Genomic DNA, 21,882 nt, shown 5'->3' on the forward strand with positions numbered 1-21,882 from the left:
CCGGAGCCAAAGACGAATAGCAGAACGGCGGCCCCTAGACCGGGCCGCCGTTTTCATTTTGGAAGAAGCCTTCGAGGGCGGCGGCGGTGCGCCCGTAATGCTCGCGAAGCGCCGCAGCGGCCCCTTCCCCGTCGCGCGCCAGGGCACGCTCCATCAGCCGCCGGTGCTCTCCCTCCACGTCGCGCGCCGCGCCTGCCAGGCTGACCGACAGCCGCCGGTAGCGATCCGCGCGTGAAAACAGCTTCTCGCAGATTTCGAGCAGGATCGGCGACCCGCAGGCCGAGATCAGCGCGGCATGGAAAGCCGCATGCCGCGCCTCCCAATCCTCCCGCATCGCCGAGGGAATGTCGTCACGCGCCTGCGGGATGCGCACCATGAGATGGTGGGCGGCAATCACCCTTGCTTCCCAGTCCGCATCGCCCCTCGCCACAGAAAGCCGCAGCGCCTCGCTTTCGCAGAGCTGGCGCGCTGCCGTGATGTCGCGCAACTCCTCCAGCGACAAGCGCGCGACGCTGTAGCCGCGATGGTCGTCGAGCACCGTGAGGCCTTCCGCGGTCAGACGCGTCAGCGCCTCGCGCACGGGCGTCACGCTCATGCCGCACAGCGCCTGAAGATCGGCAAACCGCAGGCGATCGCCCGGCTTGAAGTTTCCCGCGCGGATAGCCTGCCGGATCGTCTCGTAGGCCTCGCCCGCCAGCGTTCGCGTCCCCACCCGCTTCTCGCCCATCGTTCTCGCCTACCTTATAAAATCTGAAAGATTTTCGAAAATCATTGACTCGATGTAAAACCGGATGAAAGGTGCGTGCAACCGAAATCGGCGTGAATGGAGGAATGAATGAAACTGGTGCGCTTTGGCGCGGCGGGCGCGGAAAAGCCCGGAATGATCGATGCGGACGGCAAGGTCCGCGACCTCTCGGGCCTGGTGAGCGACATTGCCGGCAGCGTGCTCGGCCGTGCGGAACTGGCGCGCCTGCGCGCCATCGACCCCATGAGCCTGCCGCTTGCGCCCGAGGGGAGCCGTTTCGGCGCCTGTGTCGGCCGGGTCGGCAACTTCATCGCGGTCGGCCTAAACTATGCGGACCACGCCGCCGAAAGCGGCATGGCGGTGCCGAGCGAACCTGTGCTCTTCAACAAGGCCCCCTCCTGCATCGTCGGCCCTGACGATACGATCCTCATTCCGCGCGGTTCGGAAAAGACCGACTGGGAAGTGGAGCTTGCCGTCGTCATCGGCGAGCGCGCCTCCTATGTCTCGGAGGCCGAGGCGCTGGATTATGTGGCGGGCTATTGCGTCTGCAACGACGTGTCCGAGCGCGCCTTCCAGATCGAGCGCGGCGGCCAGTGGACCAAGGGCAAGGGTTGCCCGACCTTCGGCCCGATCGGCCCCTGGCTGGTGACGAAAGACGAGGTGGACACGAGCGATCTTGCCATGACGCTCAGCGTCAATGGCGAACTTGTGCAGAACGGGTCGTCCAGCACCATGGTCTTCAAGGTGCCGTTCCTCGTCCACTACATTTCGCAGTTCATGATTCTCGAACCCGGCGACGTAATCACCACCGGCACCCCGCCCGGCGTCGGCATGGGCATGAAGCCGCCGCGCTACCTGAAGCCCGGCGACCGCATGGAAGTCTCCATTGCCGGTCTCGGCGTGCAGCGCCAGGTCGTTGCCGCGGGTTGATGCGGGAGCATGGTCATATAAGCGAGAGGGGCCTCAAGGGCCCCTCTTTCGTGTCGGCGATCAGTGAACGGTCGTAGGCGACGCTTCGCCCTCGAGAATGCGGAAGGCCTCGTCCAGCGCGGCCACGAGGATATCCGTCAATTCGTCCGAATCGTTTTCGAGGAGGAAGAGCGCGACCGTTGCATTGTCCGGATCGCTGTAGCGCTCGAGGTCTTTCGACATGTCATTGTCCCTTTCCAGCCGGCACCATCCCGGTTAACGGAAAGCTTAGGGACGCAGGCTTGCGTCTGGCTTGTGCCGGAAAGACACAGGTTGCGCAAGGAGAAAACCGTCAACCGCACCAGGACTGGTGCCGCCCCGTCCAGGGCCTGGCAAGCCCTTCGCGCACGAGCCTGTGGCCGATCGACTGGCCATTGCGCAGCACGAGATGCGGCGCTGCGCCGGCCCGTCCGGACCCACCCTTCGCCGCCGCCAGCGTGACATTGCCTTCGTTCAGTATCTCGCGCAGGCGCAGCTTCGCATCCCCGCCGCGCGAGCGCTCCGCATCGCAGCGCGCCTCAGCAATCGCCGGCGCATCGACGTCGGCAAGCCGCACCTTGCGGCCGGCATAAAGGATGGTGCTGCCGTCGAGCACGCAGTAATCGGTCTGCGTCGTGCAGATGAACCATTTTCCGGAAAAGGCAGGCAGCTTCTCCTCCACGGCAAGCGTCTCGCCTACCGCCTCGGAGGGACGCGGCTTCGGCCGCACGCGCACGACCTCGCGTTCCGCCTTCTTCTCCTTGCGCTCGATGGAGGCCGTGCGGATTGCCGCGGCGCCCGTTTCCGGCCCCGGTGGGAGGTTCTCCATATAGAGAATGCCGCCGACAACGGCCGCGCCCAGCACATACCAATGCGCCATGCCGCCGCGCGAAGCGGCCGAACGCCGCGTTCCCGAACTCTTCTTCCGCCTGGTCGTCTTTTTCGCCATCGCCTGTCTCCTGGCGGGACAGTGCAACGATCTCTTGAACATATGGTTACCGAACGATGGAACGGCATCGATCGCCGTCGACGGGCATGCCTTGCCCTGCCCTTCCGGGCCAAAAGCGCCCTCTCCGTTCATCAAGGAGTCGTGAAGAAAAATTATGCCGTTGGCGCGGAACCGGCAGGCCGATTCGTCCATTCATGCGGCGATTTTCGAATGAGGCATCGATATGAAACCGACCACTTGGGAACAGGGCCTGACCGTGAAGATTGCGGAAGGCACACGGCTGCACCTCGTACAGGACGCCCGAAACGCGGCCTATCTCCTGGCGGAAAAATGGCCCGTCACCTACGGCCGCGCCTATCAACGGGCACTCGCCTACTGCGCCAGGGCAATGGAGGGCCGCTGCAGCCCGGGCCGGGCACGCCTGGCATTCATCGCTGCGGCGCGAGAGGCCGAGGTCGTAGTGACGTGATGATTTTCTCGGGAGAAAAAATGGTAGGGGAAGCAGTCTGGGGCGAACTCGTCTCGGAAGCAAATTTCCCTGATAGTGGCCGATTTACAGGGAATATGTCTGTTTTAACCGCATATCATGCATCCGGCAGATATATTTTCGCGGGAAATCAGTTTCTTAACGATCGAATTCCCTAAAACATTAAACAGGGAATTTTCGATAGGAAACTGGGAATTTTGGACTAGATATTCGATCTGAAGCTAGGGAGTAAATCGAAGGGCCTCGTCGCGACTTACGATCAGGCATATATTCCTGCGGCTTGTGCCATTCCGCAAATTACGCGAATGGCTGCCGCCGAACTCTCGAAGGGAATACTCGCCGGGCCAATGCTGGAAATCGCGTCCAGAGGAGTGCGAAGCTTTACTCAAAGTCCAGCAGGCGGGCACCCGGTCAGATAGCCAGCTTCGATCGGATCTGGTCCAGCGTCTCGGCGATCTCGAACCGCTCGCCGTTGACGTGGATGAAGCAGCCAGCACCGTGTATCGGGGTTATCGCCCCGACCTGAAGAATGTTGACATAAAGCGGCGTGTCGTCAATTTGGGTGACGGACAGCCAAATGCCTTCCTGCTTCGCAACCCCATACATGAATGCCTCACAGAACTCTGTTCGCCCGAACATAAACATCCTGCAACGTTAAGGCGCAGGAGTCGAGGAAGTGGGTTGTAAAGATTCCATTAAGGTTAAATCCGGACACGTCATAGCCACTGCCATGCTGCCCAGAGGATGCAGTAGACTGCCACCCCGATAACGAGACACATCACGAAGTCTCGAGCCATGACGTGCACCCCCGCGCCCTGACAAGGCTTCAAGGATGCGCCGTCTATTCGAACAAGTCGAGACGGGTGTTGTGTCGCCGCCTAGTCGCGCGGGGTTTCAGGATCCGTAGGCGCCCTTATTGGGATGGCGCGGCGCTTCTGAATTTACCGCCGTCTGGCCTTCCTTGAGGTTCGGCTTGCCAGCGGTGCCGGACACACGTTCGGCGTCGCCGTTTCCCTTGGTCGGCGTCGGCTGCCTGTGCTCCCTTGCCGAGGGATGTGTTCCGTCAGAGATACTGCCGGGGTGAGGGTCTTCGACGACCGGCATCGGCGTTGTTGTTTTGCTGCTATCGGGCTTTGTCATGGTGGTTCTCCTTATCCGCGAAGAATGCGGCCACGCCCTTCCCAGTTCCGCCCCTATTCCCGCAGGTGATCAGATGCTCTCTCTGCATCCTCGGTGGAGGGTAGAGACAGGGGCTTTACTTGGGCTGACAAAATGTCACCAACGCAAGATCACGCCTTTCTCCTTGGTAGTCCTCCGGTAGTGCGTTGCTGGTATGGCGAACGCAGCTTTCAAAATCAGTTTCCTTCGTGTGTACCGCAGCAGTGAGTATCGCGAATGCGCCACACCTTGTTGTCACCGTCCCACCGCGCGAACGGCACCTGCCGGATTTCCTCAACCAGCTTTCGCGAGTAGGGCGTCCTGATGCGGAACCCGTTCTTGTCGACACTCAGATATGGGCTGAGGATCAGCTCGAAGTCGAAGGCGTCCCTGCCCTTTCTTCTGCGAACGGATCGGCGCGGGATTCGTCCTTAGCTTTCCAGCGGTCGAAGCGCCGTAGGGCTGTCTCTCCAGGGACGAGCCAAGCTTTGCGCCGATCGCTCCAACGGGCACGGGGAAATTCCTGCCGGAAACGCTAGACCATCATCCGGTCAAACGGAAACGAGACGGCGACACGCTCGTCGCCGTCTTCACCGTCAACTATCTCGGATTCGGCATCGTCGCCCATCATCTCATCCGATGGCGCATCCACCATTCGTTAGTGCTTGGTATGCCGGTCGCCACGGTGACCTTCGCCCGGCTTGGCCTTCGTTCTTGGCCTTGCGGCGACGATCGGCAGACACGGAGCGGCTGAAAGCGACGCTTTCCTTGAACTGGCCCTTCTCGTCTCGGCGAACATAGCGTTTGTCGGTCCCTGTATCGATGGTCTCACGCTTCTCCCCGCCGAATATAGCCACGGCAGCATTTCGAAGCCGTAATCCGCGGGGCAGGTATCGCGCTTGGACGCAGCGTCCTCGTTGCGGAAGACCTTGCCGCCGGTCGTTTGATATCGCTCATTTGCCGGGCGAAGCTCGGTCACATGGGGCTACGACCTGATCTACCGGATCGTCAACCAGGATCATCCGAACGTGCGCGTGCCAGGAACTGCATTTTGCGAGAAGTGCGAGAGTTCATGCGAACGACGAATGGATGACGCCCTGCGAGCGACGCCGGGCCTTTAACTAGAACCGAACCTAAGCGCACCCGGGGTCATCGCGATCGCTTGCGCTGATTGCTGGTCCTGTTGCCTGGCGACTCCGAGCAGCCACTTATGGAAGTTTTGCCCGAACGGCTTTTCGAGGGCGGTCCTGTCCCAAGCCAGATAGTAGCTTTCCGAAAGCTTCATGCGGATATCGAAAGGCACGACCAGGCTGCCGGCGGCGATTTCGTCCTGTACCATGGAAACCTGCGCGAGAACAAATCCCCTACCGTTGGCCGCCGCGTCGATGGCGCTGCTTGAGAGGGTGAAGGAAAGGCTGGAAATAGTCTGCCGGCCGTCGGCATTGATGAGGCTCGCCCAGTCCTTCCATTGTGGCGAGGCCTTGTAGTCTGCTTCCCATTCCACATTGAGCAGGGGAAAGGTGAGGATATCCTGCGGACAGCTCGGAGCCCCGTTTGCAATGAGCGCGGGCGAACAGACCGGCACGACCCAGTCGGTGAACAAAGCCGCCACATGTTCGTGGGCGTAGGAGCGCCGGCCGTAGGTGATACGGAAATCCACCTCCTCCGCGCCGAGACGGGGCTCCTGCTCCTGGCCGAGGATGCGCACGTTCGAGCCCGGGCAGAGCGACTGCCAATCGAAGATCTTGCGGCTGACCCAACGGCTGGCGACCGAGGACAGGGCGCTGAGCACTATGCTGCTTTCGTTGCGCGCACGCGTCAGTACATTGGCGGCATGGGAAAGCTGCTCAAACCCCTTCGCAACCTCGCGATAATAGAGCCGCCCCCAGGAAGATAATTCCACCCGCCGGCCGCGCCGCTCCAGAAGCGTTAATCCAAGACATTGCTCCAGATTGCGCACCAACTGGCTGACGGCTCCCGGCGACACGCCCAGGTCTTCCGCGGCAGCACTCACCGAGCCGCATCGTCCAATGGCTTCAAAGGCCTGCAAGCCGCGCAAGGACGGGTTCGACATCGTTACGCATTCCTCCCGCGACGCATCCCAATTTAGATTTTCTAAAATAGAACGCAGCAGCTGGCAACTTGTTGGCGCCGGGAAAACAACGAACATTCGCTTATCAAAACGCAAGGAGAGCGAGATGTTTCTCAAGAATGCCTGGTACGTCGCGGCCTGGGATCACGAGGTAAGCCGCGAGCTTAAGCCCGTCACCATCCTCGGCGAAAAGATCGTTCTTTACCGCCTGCAGAATGGTCAGGCCGCCGCGCTGGAAGATGCCTGTCCCCATCGCAAGCTGCCGCTCTCCATGGGCCGTATCAAGGGCGACGATGTTGAGTGCGGCTATCACGGCCTGACCTTCGACTGTTCGGGCACCTGCACGCGCGTTCCGGGTGCGGAGCGCATTCCCCATGTCGCCAAGGTGCGCTCCTACCCGGTCTACGAGCGCTACGGCCTGCTCTGGATATGGATGGGTGAAGCCGACAAGGCGGACCCGAAAGACATTTTCGAGGTCGAGTATTTCGACGATCCGGCCTGGGGCATTAATCGCGGCGAGTCGATGACGCTCAACTGCAACTACCTCTACATGACCGACAACCTGCTCGATCCGTCTCACGTTGCCTGGGTCCACCAGTCGTCCTTCGCAAGCTCGGCCTGCGAGGAAACGCCGCTGGAGACGACCGTCAAGGACGACGGCGTCACCGTTTGGCGCTGGATGATCGACTCCGAACCGGCGCCCTTTTATGCCCCCTTCCTGCAGTTCGAGGGCAATACGGACCGCAAGCAGCACTATGAGGTCCGCTATCCGAGCAACGCCATCATCAAGGCGATCTTCGCGCCGGCCCACACGGGCGGCGAAGGCCGCGCGCTGCCGGAAAACACCTTCCTCATGGACAGCTACAACTTCATGACGCCGGTCGATGAGAACCGCACCAAATATTACTGGTTCCAGATGCGCAATTTCGCGCCTGATGACGCTGAAGTCTCTGCGCGTTTTGCTACATCCGTACGTGGCGCCTTCGAGGAGGACCGCGTGGTCTTGGAGGCCGTGCATCACGGTATGGCCAACAAGCAGACGCCGAACCTCGACCTGAAGATCGACGTCGGCCCGATGCGCTTCCGCCGCAAGCTCGCCCAGATGATCGCCGCCGAAGCGCAAGCCGGGCCTGCCACCGCGGCGGCTGAGTAAGGATCGCCCGAATGCTGGACGCCGCGGCCTCGCGCTTCCGCCCCTTCGAAGTGATCTCGAAAGTGCGCGAAAGCACCACCATCACATCTTTCCGACTTGCCCCTCTCGACCGGCAGCACTGGCGGCCGTTCGAGGCCGGACAGTTCCTCACGATACGGGTTCCCGATAGGAAGGGTGGCCATGTCCTGCGCAACTATACGGTCTCCTCGTCGCCGCGCGAGGAAGGCACGTACCGGATTACTGTGAAGCGTGAGGGCGCACCGTCGCAGGGCGTTCCGGCAGGTGTGAGTTCGTGCTGGCTGCATGACGAGATCGAGCCCGGCGCCGTCGTCGAAATCGACCTGCCGCGCGGCGCCTTCAAGCTGGACACCGCGAGTAGTCGGCCAGTCGTGCTGCTCTCCGGCGGCGTCGGGCTGACGCCCACGGTCTCGATGCTTGATGTGCTGGCACGGGAAAGCAACCGACCCGTCTGGTTCATCCACGCCTGCGACAGCGGGGCCGTCCATGCCCTGCGCGGCGAGGTCGAACGGCTTGCCGCCCTCAGGTCCGGCATCACCGTGCATTTCTGCTACCGCTTCGCAGACAGCGCCAACCTCGACACGATGAGATGCCATTCCGAAGGCTTCCTGACGCGCGCCACGCTTCAAGAGCTTCTGCCGCTCGACGATTACGACATCTACATGTGCGGCCCGCCCCCCTTCATGCAGGCGCTTTATGGCATCCTCACCGGCCTCGGCGTCCGCAAGGAGCGTATTGCCTATGAGTTCTTCGGCCCGGCAAGCCTTCTCACGGAGGCCGCGCAGACAACACCGCAACCCGTGAAACCGGCGGCCGACCAATCCCCCGCAGGCGACGGACCTCATATCGTTCTTCAGAAATCCGGGCGCAGGCTCGCCTGGGACGGCACGAGTGAATCCATCCTCGCCTTCCTGGAGGCACAGGGCATCGAGCCGGAATTCTCCTGCCGGGCGGGGGTCTGCGGAACCTGCGAACAGGGCCTCGTCTCCGGAGAGGTCGACTATTTCGACGAGCCGCTCGACGTGATCCCGAAGGATCGGGTGCTGCTGTGCTGTACCCGACCGAAATCCTCGCTCGTGCTCGATCTGTAGCGACTGTGAACAAGAGGCTGCGGCCTGAATCCGGGGTGCCTCGCACCCCAAGGAGAACCCGTGACGAAAATGCTCCGAGACGAAATTCCGCTCAATCCGCATGTCGCCGGGCTGCCGCCCTATAATGCCGGCATGAATATCGCCGCCGCGCAGAAGCATAGCGGCCGGCAAGACATCGCCGCTCTTGCCAGCAACGAGAACCCGGACGGCTGCTCGCCGAAGGTCGCCGCCGCTCTCGCCGGCCTCAATCCGGCGCGGTACTGCGATCCGGCCTGCACGGCGCTGCGCACGGCCCTCAGCCACAAGCTCGATGTTCCCGCGGACCGCATCGTCGTCGGCAACGGCTCGGAGGAGATGATCGCTGCGGTATGCCGCGCCATTCTTCGTCCTGACGCCTTCGTCGCGACGCTCTGTCCCGGCTTCGGCCTGCACGAGATCGAGGCGCTTGCCAACGGCGCGCGGATCGAGAAGGTTGCCATGCGGGCGGACCTGGATTTCAACATTCCCGCGATCGTTGCCATGCTTGCGCGCAAACCGGCGATCTTCTTCCTCTCGTCGCCGTCCAATCCTGTCGGGCCGGCGCTCGACCGTGACGGCCTCGCGCGCATTCTCTCGGCGGTTCCACCACAAACGCTGCTCGTGCTGGACGAGGCCTATTTCGAGTTCACCGACGACGATACACCCGACGGACTTGCCTCCCTTACAAGGACCGATCTCGCCTGGGTGGTGCTGCGGACCTTTTCCAAGGCCTACGGGCTTGCCGGCCTGCGCGTCGGCTATGCCGTGACGTCGGACCTGCGCCTGGCGCGCGCCATGACCGCCGCCAAGACACCGTTCAACGTCAATGCCGCCGCGCAGACCGCCGCCCTTGCCGCGCTGGATGACGAAGCGTGGATGCGCGCATCGGTCACCGCACTGAAGCGGGAACGGCAGCGGGTCTCCCAGCGCGTCGCGACCCTCGGCTTTCGCGTCGCCGGATCGCAGACGAACTTCCTCTTCATCGATGTCGGATGGGACAGCCGGGCGGCCTTGGATCACTTCCTGTCGAAGGGGATCATCATTAAGCCGTGGAAGGAAGCCGGCTACGAAACCTTCATCCGCGTGACGATCGGCAGCCGCTCAGAAAACGACCGTTTCATCGAGGCGCTTGCCGCTCTCGCCAAGGAGTGACGCCCGCAGCGCCGCTCCAATTGAACAAGACAGAACAGCGGCCGATCCACGGCCCAAGGGAACGAACCATGAGCGCAAACGCAAGTCTGCCCAAAGCGAACCGGGAGCCAAATCGCATGTCCCCATCGACGCCATCCGGCCTGTTTTCCGGCGACTATTCCGCTCTGCGCGCCCGGTTCCTCGCCGCCGCGCGCACGGCCGGGGCGAGCCTCGTCGAATATCTGCACCCGTTGCACGGCCCCGATGGCGAGCGGCTTGCAACCGATGTCGCCTATCTCGGACGCAACGATGCCCGCAAGCTCATGGTGCTGATTTCCGGCACCCATGGGGTCGAAGGCCCGTTCGGCTCGGCCTGTCAGACCGCCTGGCTCTCCCAGAACACACCCTGGCAGCTTCCCGACGATACCGCCGTCCTCGCAATCCACCTGATCAACCCCTGGGGCACCGCATGGTCGCGCCGGGTGAATGAAGACAATGTCGACCTCAACCGCAACTTCATCGACTGGCAGAAGGCGCCGCCGAAAAACGAGCGCTATGGCACGCTGCACGGCGCGCTCGTCTGTCCAGCGCTGGAAGGGCCGGCGCATGACACGGCCATGGAGGCCTATGAAGAGGTCAAGCGGCGTTCCGGCGGCTATGCCGGCCTTGCTCCGATCATCGAAGCCGGTCAGTACGATTTTCCGGATGGATTGTTCTATGGCGGCGACGGCCCCGTCTGGTCCAACCGCACCCTGATCGACATCCTCACGACCTTGGCGCAGCAGGCGAGCGAGGTGGTCGTTTTCGACCTGCACACAGGCGCCGGTCCCTATGGCTATCCGGCGCTGCTCTCCGTCGCCGAAAGCGAGCATGCCGGCCTGGATTGGGGACGCGGCATCTTCGGCCCTGCCCTTTCCATCGTCGTCACCGGCGCAAACGCGACCACGGATACCGGCATTGCCGCGACCGCGACCGGTTATGTCTCAGCGGCCGTGCGAACCGCGCTGCCGAAGGCGCGTGTCCTGCCGCTGGTCGTCGAATGCGGCACGCTTGATGGCGCCACCGTTTCAGACGCGGTGCAGGCCGACAACTGGCTTCATCTGTTCGGCAAGGTCGATACGCCGCTCGGCGGCAGGATAAAGAAAACCCTGCGCGCCGCCTTCATTCCCGAAGACGCAGATTGGCAGCGTGCATGCCTTGCCGCGTCGCTGCGCCATTTCGACCGCGCCTTCGCCGACCTCAAGGCGGTCGGCGGTGCCGGTCCGGAAAAAACGGTTCCGGCGGCAGCGGCCGTGACCATCGTCGCCCATCCGGACGTCAACGGCCCGAGGCTTGCCGAACGGCCGGCGATCGAGGTGCACGGCATCCACAAGCGTTTCGGCATCCTGCCCGTGCTGAACGGCGTCAGCGTCTCCGCGCAGCCGGGTGAGGTCGTGTCGATGATCGGCTCCTCCGGTTCGGGGAAAAGCACCTTTCTGCGATGCATCAACCTCCTAGAACAACCGAACGACGGACGCATCGTCATCGACGGCGAGGAAATCCGCATGAAGAAGACGGCGGACGGCAGTGCCGTCCCGGCCGACATGCGGCAGGTCGAGCGCATCCGCTCGCGGGTCGGCATGGTGTTCCAGAACTTCAATCTCTGGCCGCACATGACCGTGCTCGAAAACATCGTCGAGGCGCCGCTGCATGTGCTGAAGGAAGAGCGGCAGGCGACCGTCGATCATGCCCATGCGTTGCTGAAGAAGGTCGGCCTCTCCGACAAGCATGCTCAATACCCCGGCCAGCTTTCGGGCGGCCAGCAGCAGCGCGCCGCCATCGCCCGCACGCTTGCGATGCGCCCGAAACTCATCCTGCTCGACGAACCGACCTCCGCGCTCGATCCCGAGCTGGTCGGCGAGGTACTGCGGGTGATCCGGCAACTGGCCGAAGAAGGAAACACGATGATCCTCGTGACGCACGAAATGCAGTTCGCGCGCGAGGTCTCGCACAAGATCCTCTTCCTCCATCAGGGAAAGGTGGAGGAAGAGGGTGCCCCAGCGGAGGTGTTCACCAATCCGCGCTCAGAACGCATGCGCCAGTTCCTGGCCCGGACGTTCTGACAACCGCCGGCCTCAACCACCCGACAACAAAGCTCAACATGGGGAACCAAAACATGAAGCTGAAAACTCTGCTGCTCGCCGCCTGTTTCGCCGCTGGCATCACCGCCGCCCAGGCCGCCGAAGGTGAATTGTCCATCGGAACAGAGGGCGCCTATCCGCCATGGAGCATGGCCGATGCCGCCGGCAATGTCACCGGCTTCGATGCCGATGTCGGCAACCTGCTCTGCGCCAAGCTGGAGATGAAGTGCCAGTTCGTCGTGCAGGCCTTCGACGGCCTGATTCCGGCCCTGAAGGCCAAGCGTTTCGACATCATCATTTCGGGCATGTCGATCACCGAGGATCGCAAGAAGGAGATCAACTTTTCGATCGGTTACGCCGAACTCGCCAACATGTTCGTCGTACCGAAGACCTCGACACTCGTCGGCATCACCGATCTCGATGGACTTATCACGGCGCTGGACGGGAAGAAGGTGGGCGTGCAGGCCGGCACGACCCATGCGCACTACCTCGAGAAGAAGGTGCCAAACGCCGACCTAAAGACCTATGACACGCTCGACCAGATGCAGATCGATATTGCCAGCGGCCGTATCGATGCAGCATTCGCAGATCGATCGGCGCTCGACGACTTCCTGAACAAACCCGAAGGCAAGGATTTTCAGTTGGTCGACGTCAACGTTCCGAGTTCGTCTGACCCGACATTGGGTGAAGGCATTGGTGTTGGAATCGCCCAGGAAAACACCGAGCTGAAGGCCCGCATCGACACGGCGCTTTGCGAACTGGTCTCCGACGGTTCGATCGGCAAGGCGAGCCAGACCTGGTTCAAGACGGACATCTCCCGCCCCTGCAAGTAACGCCAACATGGTGTCTCCCGGATATCGTCCGGGGACATTGCCTCCGACAGGACAACAGACAGGTTTGGGCAGGTCCGATGGAATTTGGATTATGGCAGGTATGGGAGGGCGGCTGGATCGCCGCAATCCTGCGCGGCGCGGCGATCACCATCGCGGTCGGTGTCGCGAGCATGGCATTCGGCATTGTCATCGGCATTGCCTGCGGCCTGATCAAATGGGCGCGGCTCTTCCCGCTGACGCTGGCGGTGGATTTCTACACGTCGATCGTGCGCGGCGTGCCCGAACTCCTGATCATCTATCTTCTCTTCTTCTCCTCCGTCGAATTCGTGGGACAGATCGCCGCCGCCTTCGGCTATGAGGGGCTGGCCGGCAACGGCTACGCCTTCATCATCGCCGTCATCGCGATCGCGGCCATATCGGGCGCCTACTCCACCGAGGTCGTGCGCGGCGCGCTTGCCGCCATTCCCGGCGGCCATATCGAGGCCGCCCGCGCGCTCGGCATTCCCGGCAGGCGCATCTTTCGCCGGATCATAGCACCGCAGATGCTGAGGATTGCCGTGCCCGGCATGAACAATGTCTGGCAGACGACCATCAAGGATACCGCCCTCGTCTCCGTCGTCGGCCTGCAGGAACTGATGCGTGCTGCCTTCGTCGGCGCCGGCTCCACGCGCCATCCCTTCATTTTCTACTTCATCGCGGCTGTCGTCTATCTCGTCATCACGCTGGTCAGCCAGGGTGGTTTCGACCGGATCGAGCGCCTTCTGCGCCCCCGCACGAGGACATAGGCCATGGATCTCGATCTCATCCAGCTTGCCGTTCCGACCCTTGCCAAGGGATTGTGGCTGACCGCCGTCCTGACGCTTGCCGCCGTCGCCATCGGCTTCAACCTCGGCCTTGCGCTCGCCGTCATGCGGCTTTCGAAAAACCGATTCGTGAGCGGTTTCGCCAAGGGCTACAGCACCGTCTTCCGGGGAACGCCGTTGCTCGTCCAGCTCTTCCTCTTCTACTACGGCCTCGGCCAGATTGCCTTCGTGCGCGACAACCCCGTCCTCTGGTGGGTCATCGGCGACGGCGTTCATTGCGCCGTGATGGCATTGGCGCTCAACACCGCCGCCTATACGTCGGAAATCCTGCGCGGCGGCCTCCTGTCGATCCCGGGCGGCCTCGTCGAGGCGGCGCAGGCCTGCGGCATGTCGCGGCTCCTGTGTTTTCGCCGGATCACGTTCCCACTGGCCATAAGGCAGGCCTTGCCGGCCTATGGCAACGAGCTCGTGCTCGTCGTCAAAGGAACGAGCCTCGCCTCGACCATCACCGTGCTGGAAATCACCGGCCATGCGAAACGCCTGATGAGCCAGACCTATGCGATCCTTGAGGTCTTCGCCATCGCCGGCATGCTCTACCTCCTGATCAATCTGGTGTTGATCACCCTTGTTCGGCTGCTGGAAGCCAGCCTGACGCGCTACGTGCCGAGGTAGCCAAATCTCTGAAACGACGGATACTCTGGAAGGAAAACACCATGGACGTACGCGCCGCCGTTGCCGTTCAGGCCGGCAAACCGCTTGAGATCATGACCGTGCAGCTCGACGGCCCGAAGGCCGGCGAGGTGCTGGTCGAGGTGAAGGCGACGGGCATCTGCCACACGGACGAGTTCACCCTGTCGGGCGCCGACCCGGAGGGCATCTTCCCGGCTATCCTCGGCCATGAGGGCGCCGGCATCGTCGTCGATGTCGGCCCGGGCGTCACGTCGCTGAAGAAGGGCGACCACGTCATTCCGCTCTACACGCCCGAATGCCGCGAATGTTATTCCTGCCTGTCGCGCAAGACCAACCTGTGCACCGCCATCCGCGCCACCCAGGGCCAGGGCCTGATGCCCGACGGCACAAGCCGCTTCTCCATCGGCAAGGACAAGATCTTCCACTATATGGGCTGCTCGACCTTCGCCAACTACACGGTGCTGCCCGAGATCGCGCTCGCCAAGGTCAACCCGGACGCCCCCTTCGACAAGATCTGCTACATCGGCTGCGGCGTGACGACGGGCATCGGCGCCGTCATCAACACGGCGAAGGTCGAGGTCGGCTCGACGGCCATCGTCTTCGGCCTCGGCGGCATCGGCCTCAACGTGCTGCAGGGCCTGCGCCTTGCCGGTGCCGACATGATCATCGGCGTCGACATCAACAACGACCGCAAGGCCTGGGGCGAGAAGTTCGGCATGACGCACTTCGTCAATCCGAAGGAGGTCGGCGATGACATCGTGCCCTACCTCGTCAACATGACGAAGCGAAACGGCGACACGATCGGCGGGGCGGACTACACGTTCGACTGCACGGGCAACACCAAGGTGATGCGCCAGGCGCTGGAAAGCGCGCATCGCGGCTGGGGCAAGTCGGTCATCATCGGCGTTGCCGGCGCAGGCCAGGAGATCTCCACCCGTCCGTTCCAGCTGGTCACCGGCCGCAACTGGATGGGCACGGCCTTCGGCGGCGCGCGCGGGCGCACGGACGTGCCAAAAATCGTCGACTGGTACATGGAGGGCAAGATCCAGATCGATCCAATGATCACCCACACCATGCCGCTCGAGGACATCAACAAGGGCTTCGACCTCATGCATGCTGGAGAAAGCATCCGCAGCGTGGTGATATACTGAGCGCGGATTCAGGACCGCCGGCACTGCAGCAATCCATTCAACGCACCGTCGCGCCAGCGCCGGCGGTGCCTGTGATCGGCCGCGCATACCGCGCCGGCCATGAAGGAGGAGAAGCCCATGCCAAGCATCGCGATACATCCATCCCTCGACAGCGGGTTCAAGGCGACGAATGCCGCCTTTTCCGGCGGCACGCTCGTCTGCAATTGCGCGAGCAATACCGTGAAGGTTCGCATCAAGGGCGATATCGCCCATAACCATGCCTGCGGCTGCACCAAATGCTGGAAGCCTGACGGCGCGGTTTTCTCGGTCGTCGCCGTCGCGCCGACCGAGAATGTCGAAGTGCTTGAAAACGGCGACAAGCTCGCCGTCGTGGACCCGGCTGCCCTCATCCAGCGGCATGCCTGCCAGGCGTGCGGCGTGCATCTCTACGGCCCGGTCGAGCGCGACCATCCGTTCAAGGGCCTGTCCTTCGTGCATCCGGAGCGTTTCGAAGAGAGCGGCTGGGCGAAGCCTGGATTTGCGGCCTTCGTCTCCTCGATCATCGAGAGCGGCTACGACCCGGCGCAGATGGACAGCGTTCGGACCCGGTTGCGCGAACTCGGTCTCGCGCCCTACGACTGCCTCAACCCCGCCTTGATGGACTACATCGCCACCTGGACGGCGAAGAAAAACGGCACGCTTCACGCCTAATGCCCTGAACCTCCCAAGATCAGCCTCTCCCTCTTTCCCGATGCCATCGACAGGATCTGTCCAATGCACCGTCTGAAGCCCGAATTCACCGCAGAAGTCCGCAACATCGTCGGCGAGGGAAACTTCAGGGAGGGAGAGGCGGTCGCCATGATCGATTACGGCGTGGCGCCGGAAAATCTCGACGCCGGCGCCGTCGTCCTCCCCGGCACGACCGAGGAGGTTGCCGCCATCGTCCAATGCTGCCGCGCCCACGGCGTCCCGCTTGTCACGCATGGCGGTCGAACCGGGCTCGTGGGCGGCGGTCTGTCGAAAACGGGAGAACTGGTGCTCTCCACCGCCCGGCTCAATCGCATCCTGCATCTCTGCCCCGTCGAGCGTGTTGCGGTGGTGGAAGCCGGCGTGACGCTGCAGGCGCTGCAGATGGCGGCCGCGGAGCATCGCCTTGAACCGGGGATCGATCTACCGTCCCGCGGCTCGGCGACGATCGGCGGCATGACTTCAACGAATGCCGGCGGGATTTCTGCCTTCCGGTTCGGCGTCATGAGGCATCGCATTCTGGGGCTGGAGGCCGTGCTTGCGGATGGCTCGATCTATTCCGACCTCACCCGCGTTGTGAAAAACTCCGCTGGCTATGATCTGAAACATCTGTTTGTCGGCGCGGAAGGCACGCTCGGCGTGATAACGCGGATTGCCGTCAAGCTGGAGCCCCAGCCTTTGGCCACTGCAACGGTCCTGTTCGGCCTGGCCTCGGTGGATGCAGCACTCGAGACGGTTCGCCGGGGACTGGATGCAGAATACGGCCATCTGCGCGCGGCCGAAGCGATCTGGGACAGGTATTTCCGACTGACCTCCCGCCACCATCGCTGGTCGGCTGCGGACTACGCTACGGATCACCCCGTCAACCTTCTGATGACGCTTGGCGGCGTCGACGAGACCGCCTTGCAATCGGAGCTCGCACGCGTCTATGAAGTCGTGACTGCCACTCAACCCGACACCTCGGCCGTGATCGCATTCTCGGGCGCGCAGGAGGCAGATCTCTGGCGGCTTCGCGAGGACACAGACCTCATCTATCGGCAGCATCCGGGTGCACCATCCTACGACGTCTCCATTCCCCTCTCGCAGGTGGCGTCCTATCTCGAACGGTGCCTTGCCGATCTGAAGGCGATTGATGCCGCATTCGACCCCTACGTCTTTGGCCATCTTGCCGACGGAAACCTCCACATCGTGCTCAACAGCACCGGCAGCGACATTTCGGCGGAAAAGGCGAGTGCCGTCGATGAGGCAATCTACCGGAGCATCAGAGAGCTGGGTGGGTCGTTTTCTGCCGAACACGGGATCGGCGCGAAGCGAGTGGTGTCGCTATCGGCTCTGTCCCACCCGGCCAAGCTCGCCCTGATGCACCGGATCAAGGGCTCGCTCGACGCGCCGGCGCTTCTTAATCCAGGCAAGGTGCTCAAGGCAGTCATGGCCTGAATAATTGCCAGTTCGCCACTCGCCACATCCAACTCCTAACGATAGGTGCCGTTCGGAGAAGGGAACCTCTCAAACAATATGTTTTTGACGCGGCTCCGCATCTTATTGGGCGTCATGCCGAAATTGGCCCGAAAACGCCTGCAAAAATGCGAGCTGTTTGCAAAGCCGACGTCGAGCGCAATCTCAATCACGGTCTTGGATGTTCGCTCGACCAGTTGCGCGGCCTTTTTCATACAGATCTTCTCGTAGGCAGCAGCAGGTGAAACGCCAGTCTTGCTCTGAAATATCCGTTCCAGCTGCCGCCTGGAAAGACCGACGCGGTCCGCGATCGTCTCGATTTCAAGCCTGTCGTCCATGTTTTCCTCCATACAGAGGAGCGCCACACGAATGCGGTCGTCGCAGTGAACGGGCAGAGCGATCGGCGTCCGGCTCTGCAAATCCGAACCTTCTCTGCGCCGATCGAGTTGAAGGATTTCCATGGCATTGCGTTCTGCGCTCTCGCCGACATGCCGCCGGACCAGCAGTGCGGCAAGATCGGCCACAGCGCTTCCTCCGGCGCACGTCGTTACCTTTCCGTCCTCGACGAAGAGCCGTTGTGAGGTAAGTCGAATCGCCGGGAAGCGTGCCTTGAATTCGGAATGATGCAGCCAGCTGATACAGGCCGTCTTGCCGTCCAGCAATCCGGAATCGGCAAGAACGAAGCTGCCTGTGCAGGCACCGATCAGCCTGACACCCTTCTGGAGGGCGCGCTGAAGAAAACTGACGGATTCGGATGGCAATTGTTCCTCAACGCCCAAAAGGCCGCCAATCACGACGATATAGTCGAAACGCTCCGGATCACCGAGACTTGTGGTCGGAACAACCTGAACACCGCAGCTTGATCGGATCATATGTGTGTTCGGGCTCAGGACATCCCAGTCGCACATGCGACGGCCCGATTTGTCCTCTACGTCGCTGGCGAGCCGCAGGGTATCAACGAATAGTGCAAAGGCGCTCATGGTGAATTGCCGGGCGAGGAGAAAGCCGACCCTCAGTCGCTTGCCGGGTCCACCATCGGAGCCGTGGTTCTTGCCGCGTCCGGCGACGACATATCCAATTCCACGCTCCAGCATCGGCTCTCCCCGCTTCCAAAACGACGGCCGATCGCGGCCCTCTCTTGCTGGAAACCTATAGAAGGAGATACCGCGACGGAAATTTCCTTCGCAAATGACGGCATTAGCAATCTGCACGAAGTTCGAATTCCTTATGCCCGCATTGGAACTTCTAATTTTCCAGCAGCCACGAAGCTTCCTACCCTCAGTTTCGTCGAACAGGGCGATTGGCCGCCAAGAAGGAGTTTTTCACATGAACATGTTTGCGCGAGGGATGCCGAACCAGCTCCTACGATTGCAGGAAATGCACAATGGCGAGAAGGTACAGTCGACTTTCTCGGCAGGCGAAATGGAGCGGCGACAAAATGCGATGCGTGGCATTTTGGAGGAGTTGAAACTCGATGCGGCGGTACTGACCTCCTATCACAATATCTGCTATTTCTCCGATTTCCTCTATTGCTCCTTTGGCCGGCGATATGCCTTCGTCATCACGCCGGAAAAGGCGACTTCGGTCTCCGCCGGTATCGATGCAGGCCAGCCCTGGCGCCGCACCTTTGGCGACAACATCACCTATACCGACTGGCAGCGTGACAACTTCTTTCACGCTCTGCAGCAGCTTTTGCCGAATGTCTCGCGCATTGGCATCGAATTCGATCAGGTCAATCTCGATCTGCGTCGACTGCTGGAAGAAGCCTTCCCCAGTGTCGAGTTCGTCGATATCGGCTCGCCGACCATGTGGTTGCGCACGATCAAGTCGCCCGAGGAGATCGTGCTCATCAAGGCAGGGGCCGCGACGGCCGATATCGGAGGCGCCGCTGTGGCGAAGGCCGTGCACGAAGGCGTGCCGGAATACGAAGTTGCGCTTGCCGGCACGCAGGCCATGGTCCGCCATATCGCGGACCGTTTTCCCCATGCCGAACTGATGGACACATGGGTTTGGTTTCAGTCGGGCATCAACACCGACGGGGCACACAATCCGGTGACGTCGCGCCGCGTCCAGAAGGGAGACATTCTTTCTTTGAACTGCTTCCCGATGATCGCCGGCTATTATACGGCGCTCGAACGCACACTGTTCCTCGACCATGCGAGCGACGAGCACCTGCGCATCTGGGAGATCAACTGCGCCGTTCATCGTCGCGGCCTTGAATTGCTGAAGCCGGGTGCGCGTTGCGGCGATGTGGCGACCGAACTCAACGAGATCTACCGCGAGCACGGCCTGCTCGGCTACCGTTCCTTCGGCTACGGTCATTCCTTCGGCGTGCTTTCGCATTATTACGGCCGCGAGGCCGGGGTAGAGTTGCGCGAGGATATTAACACCGTGCTGCAACCGGGTATGGTCGTCTCAATGGAGCCGATGCTGACCATTCCGGATGCCCTGCCGGGGGCCGGCGGCTATCGCGAACACGACATTCTCGTGATGACGGAAACCGGCAGCGAAAACATCACGGGCTTCCCCTTCGGTCCGGAGCATAATATCATCCCCGCCTGACCCGTATGCGGGCAACTTGGAACGGGCCGCCCGATCGGCCCGTTTCCTTTTGGAAGCGGTACCACGCTCGTGAGAAACATCCCGACCGACCTTCTTCGTACTTTCCTTGCGGTTATCGATTTGCGCAGCCATACGCGCGCCGCCGAGCAGCTCGGCCGTACCCAGCCGGCCATCAGTCTGCAGATGAAGAAGTTGCAGGAACTGCTCAACGTTTCCCTTTTTGCCAAGGACGCCAGCGCGCAGCCGACCGAGGCGGGCGAACTCGTGGCGAGCTACGCTCGTCAGATGTTAACGCTGAACGACGAGATGGTGCTGCGCCTCTCCCGACGCGACCAGCATGGCAAAATCCGCCTCGGCATTCCCAATGACTATGCCGACCATTTCCTGCCGAAGCTGATGCCACGCCTTGCCCGCAGCGGCCACGATTTCCGCTTCGAGGTCGTCTGCGACCTTTCCCATATCCTGCTGCAAGGCCTGCGTAGCGGTCTGTACGATCTCGTTGTGGCGATGACGCCGGACGGGCCGGCAGAAGGCGCGTTCATGACCTGGAAGGAGCCGCTCGCCTGGGTGGGCGACGACGAGACCTCCATTGTTGCGGACAGTGGAGGAAATCTGCGCATCGTCTGCTATCCGGAGGGTTGCCTCTACCGTCGGGCGATGCTGACGGCCCTGCAGCGAGACGGTCGTGGTTATGAACTCGTATATACGAGCCCTAGTCTTTCGGGCCTCGAGGCCGCAGTCGGTTCCGGTTTCGGCAACACCGTGCTCGCCCGTCGCATCGTGCCGGCCAAGTTATCGACGCTTGACGACGCCCTTGGCCTTCCCAGGCTCACGGACGTCGTCGTCGGCATCTATCTGAGTTCCGACCGCAAACGCTCCCCGGTGGCAGAGAGCTTTGCTGCGCATTTTGCCGACGCTTTTCTCGCCGACACACGGGACGGGTGATCAGGTCCGTCGCATTCGACGGATGAGGTTCAGCACTAGAAACAGGGCGATGGAGACGGTGGTCAGCAGGCTTGCCGCCGCCATGATCGTCGGGTTGATCTGGTCCCGAATACCGGAGAACATCTGTACCGGCAGCGTGCGCTGCTCGGCCCCCGTGAGGAATAGGGCGACAATAACCTCGTCGAAGGAAACAGCGAAGGCAAGCAATGCGCCGGAGACGATGCCGGGGAGGATGAGAGGCAGCGTGACGGCGAAGAACACGCTGATCGGCCCTGCGCCAAGACTCGCGCCTGCCCGTGTGAGATTGGAATCGTAGGTGGAAAGCGCCGAAAGCACCGTAACGACCACGAAGGGAATGGAGAGCGCGGCATGGGCGAGCACCAGTCCCGTGCGCGTGTTGGTGAGCCCGAGCGTGCCGAAGAACATGTAGGCGCCAACGGCGACGATGACGACGGGCATGATCATGGGCGAGATCATCAATGCCATGACGGCTTTACGCGCCGGAAACCCGGGTCGGCTGATGCCGAGTGCGGCCAGCGTGCCGAGAAGCGTGGCGAGCGCCGTACTGAAGACAGCCGCGACCACGCTGTTCAAAAGGCTCTGTGTCCAGCGCGGGTTCTCAAAGAAATCCGAGTACCAGCGCCACGAATACTCCTGGATCGGAAAGGTAAAGAACGGATCCTTCGAAACCGACAACGGAAACACGACAAAGAGCGGTCCGATAAGGAAAACGAGAACGGCAAAAGCGAAAGTGACGACGGCGAAACGGCAGAGCCGTTCGCTTCGGGTTGCGTAAGCAGGAAGCCA

General features: G+C 62.0%; 23 protein-coding genes and 2 pseudogenes. 15 read left to right on the plus strand and 10 right to left on the minus strand.

Annotated features, from left to right (window positions below; translation table 11 throughout):
- Nucleotides 1-34: 34 nt before the first annotated feature.
- The gene (locus Q9316_RS14080) at nt 35-727 is read right to left on the minus strand and encodes a GntR family transcriptional regulator (RefSeq protein WP_306032227.1); all 693 of its coding nucleotides are present in this window, start codon (nt 725-727) and stop codon (nt 35-37) included.
- A 108-nt stretch (nt 728-835) separates the two neighbouring features.
- Between Q9316_RS14080 and Q9316_RS14085 the strand changes: the two genes are divergently transcribed.
- Complete coding sequence (locus Q9316_RS14085) at nt 836-1,675, plus strand: fumarylacetoacetate hydrolase family protein (protein ID WP_306032228.1); 840 nt, start codon at nt 836-838, stop codon at nt 1,673-1,675.
- 60 nt (nt 1,676-1,735) lie between these two features.
- Here the strand turns inward: Q9316_RS14085 and Q9316_RS14090 are convergent, their stop codons facing one another.
- Together Q9316_RS14090 and Q9316_RS14095 are read right to left on the minus strand one after the other, a co-directional pair.
- Nucleotides 1,736-1,897: a hypothetical protein gene (locus Q9316_RS14090; RefSeq protein ID WP_306032229.1), complete on the minus strand. Its 162-nt coding sequence runs from the start codon at nt 1,895-1,897 to the stop codon at nt 1,736-1,738.
- Nucleotides 1,898-2,006: 109 nt separating this feature from the next.
- Nucleotides 2,007-2,642: a thermonuclease family protein gene (locus Q9316_RS14095; RefSeq protein WP_306032230.1), complete on the minus strand. Its 636-nt coding sequence runs from the start codon at nt 2,640-2,642 to the stop codon at nt 2,007-2,009.
- Nucleotides 2,643-2,865: 223 nt separating this feature from the next.
- Here Q9316_RS14095 and Q9316_RS14100 point away from each other — a divergent pair, with 223 nt between their 5' ends.
- Nucleotides 2,866-3,111 carry a DUF982 domain-containing protein gene (locus Q9316_RS14100; protein ID WP_306032231.1) on the plus strand — a complete coding sequence of 82 codons (246 nt, stop codon included), beginning with the start codon at nt 2,866-2,868 and terminating at the stop codon, nt 3,109-3,111.
- 429 nt (nt 3,112-3,540) lie between these two features.
- Here Q9316_RS14100 and Q9316_RS14105 read toward each other — a convergent pair whose 3' ends face one another.
- The 5 genes and pseudogenes from Q9316_RS14105 to Q9316_RS14125 form a co-directional block, all read right to left on the minus strand.
- On the minus strand, nt 3,541-3,735 hold the full coding sequence (locus tag Q9316_RS14105) for a hypothetical protein (protein WP_306032232.1): 195 nt from the start codon (nt 3,733-3,735) through the stop codon (nt 3,541-3,543).
- 288 nt (nt 3,736-4,023) lie between these two features.
- On the minus strand, nt 4,024-4,269 hold the full coding sequence (locus Q9316_RS14110; RefSeq protein ID WP_306032233.1) for a hypothetical protein: 246 nt from the start codon (nt 4,267-4,269) through the stop codon (nt 4,024-4,026).
- A 254-nt stretch (nt 4,270-4,523) separates the two neighbouring features.
- Nucleotides 4,524-4,915 (minus strand): annotated as a pseudogene (locus Q9316_RS14115) (hypothetical protein); the annotation flags it as partial.
- Nucleotides 4,916-4,945: 30 nt separating this feature from the next.
- A pseudogene (locus Q9316_RS14120) lies at nt 4,946-5,138 on the minus strand (hypothetical protein).
- Between the two features lie 266 nt (nt 5,139-5,404).
- Entirely contained in the window at nt 5,405-6,457 is a 1,053-nt protein-coding gene (locus tag Q9316_RS14125; protein ID WP_371877914.1) for a LysR substrate-binding domain-containing protein, read from the minus strand.
- A 28-nt stretch (nt 6,458-6,485) separates the two neighbouring features.
- Here Q9316_RS14125 and Q9316_RS14130 point away from each other — a divergent pair, with 28 nt between their 5' ends.
- The 10 genes from Q9316_RS14130 (at nt 6,486) to Q9316_RS14175 (ending at nt 17,550) form a co-directional block, all read left to right on the plus strand.
- The gene (locus tag Q9316_RS14130; protein ID WP_306032234.1) at nt 6,486-7,532 is read left to right on the plus strand and encodes an aromatic ring-hydroxylating dioxygenase subunit alpha; all 1,047 of its coding nucleotides are present in this window, start codon (nt 6,486-6,488) and stop codon (nt 7,530-7,532) included.
- 11 nt (nt 7,533-7,543) lie between these two features.
- Nucleotides 7,544-8,641, plus strand: a complete 1,098-nt coding sequence (locus Q9316_RS14135) for a 2Fe-2S iron-sulfur cluster-binding protein (protein WP_306032235.1) — start codon at nt 7,544-7,546, stop codon at nt 8,639-8,641.
- Between the two features lie 69 nt (nt 8,642-8,710).
- Nucleotides 8,711-9,811: a histidinol-phosphate transaminase gene (hisC, locus tag Q9316_RS14140; RefSeq protein ID WP_306035307.1), complete on the plus strand. Its 1,101-nt coding sequence runs from the start codon at nt 8,711-8,713 to the stop codon at nt 9,809-9,811.
- A 116-nt stretch (nt 9,812-9,927) separates the two neighbouring features.
- A complete protein-coding gene (locus Q9316_RS25825) occupies nt 9,928-11,892 on the plus strand; it encodes a DUF2817 domain-containing protein (RefSeq protein WP_306032236.1) in 1,965 nt (654 codons plus the stop codon).
- A 53-nt stretch (nt 11,893-11,945) separates the two neighbouring features.
- The gene (locus Q9316_RS14150; protein WP_306032237.1) at nt 11,946-12,743 is read left to right on the plus strand and encodes a transporter substrate-binding domain-containing protein; all 798 of its coding nucleotides are present in this window, start codon (nt 11,946-11,948) and stop codon (nt 12,741-12,743) included.
- 77 nt (nt 12,744-12,820) lie between these two features.
- Nucleotides 12,821-13,528, plus strand: a complete 708-nt coding sequence (locus Q9316_RS14155; protein ID WP_306032238.1) for an ABC transporter permease — start codon at nt 12,821-12,823, stop codon at nt 13,526-13,528.
- 3 nt (nt 13,529-13,531) lie between these two features.
- Complete coding sequence (locus Q9316_RS14160; protein WP_306032239.1) at nt 13,532-14,218, plus strand: ABC transporter permease; 687 nt, start codon at nt 13,532-13,534, stop codon at nt 14,216-14,218.
- 41 nt (nt 14,219-14,259) lie between these two features.
- On the plus strand, nt 14,260-15,387 hold the full coding sequence (locus Q9316_RS14165; protein WP_306032240.1) for an S-(hydroxymethyl)glutathione dehydrogenase/class III alcohol dehydrogenase: 1,128 nt from the start codon (nt 14,260-14,262) through the stop codon (nt 15,385-15,387).
- A gap of 117 nt (nt 15,388-15,504) precedes the next feature.
- Nucleotides 15,505-16,077, plus strand: coding sequence for an S-(hydroxymethyl)glutathione synthase (gene gfa / locus Q9316_RS14170; protein WP_306032241.1), 573 nt, complete (start codon nt 15,505-15,507; stop codon nt 16,075-16,077).
- 63 nt (nt 16,078-16,140) lie between these two features.
- Entirely contained in the window at nt 16,141-17,550 is a 1,410-nt protein-coding gene (locus tag Q9316_RS14175) for an FAD-binding oxidoreductase (RefSeq protein WP_306032242.1), read from the plus strand.
- Between the two features lie 35 nt (nt 17,551-17,585).
- On the opposite strand, the gene Q9316_RS14180 is transcribed toward Q9316_RS14175, so the two are convergent.
- Entirely contained in the window at nt 17,586-18,548 is a 963-nt protein-coding gene (locus tag Q9316_RS14180; RefSeq protein WP_371878008.1) for a GlxA family transcriptional regulator, read from the minus strand.
- A 367-nt stretch (nt 18,549-18,915) separates the two neighbouring features.
- On the opposite strand from Q9316_RS14180, the gene Q9316_RS14185 reads away from it, so the two are divergent.
- Together Q9316_RS14185 and Q9316_RS14190 are read left to right on the plus strand one after the other, a co-directional pair.
- Nucleotides 18,916-20,130, plus strand: coding sequence for a M24 family metallopeptidase (locus Q9316_RS14185; protein ID WP_306035308.1), 1,215 nt, complete (start codon nt 18,916-18,918; stop codon nt 20,128-20,130).
- Between the two features lie 69 nt (nt 20,131-20,199).
- Nucleotides 20,200-21,075 (plus strand): LysR family transcriptional regulator, encoded by an 876-nt coding sequence (locus Q9316_RS14190; RefSeq protein WP_306032244.1) that lies wholly within the window; start codon nt 20,200-20,202, stop codon nt 21,073-21,075.
- On the opposite strand, the gene Q9316_RS14195 is transcribed toward Q9316_RS14190, so the two are convergent.
- Nucleotides 21,076-21,612: an ABC transporter permease gene (locus Q9316_RS14195; protein WP_306035309.1), complete on the minus strand. Its 537-nt coding sequence runs from the start codon at nt 21,610-21,612 to the stop codon at nt 21,076-21,078.
- Between Q9316_RS14195 and Q9316_RS14200 the strand changes: the two genes are divergently transcribed.
- Nucleotides 21,539-21,871 (plus strand): hypothetical protein, encoded by a 333-nt coding sequence (locus Q9316_RS14200; RefSeq protein ID WP_306035387.1) that lies wholly within the window; start codon nt 21,539-21,541, stop codon nt 21,869-21,871. The two genes, Q9316_RS14195 and Q9316_RS14200, sit on opposite strands and share 74 nt — an antisense overlap.
- Nucleotides 21,872-21,882 lie beyond the last annotated feature (11 nt).

The sequence above is a fragment of the Shinella zoogloeoides genome, assembly GCF_030733845.1.
In the GTDB taxonomy this organism is placed as follows: Bacteria; Pseudomonadota; Alphaproteobacteria; order Rhizobiales; family Rhizobiaceae; genus Shinella; species Shinella zoogloeoides_C.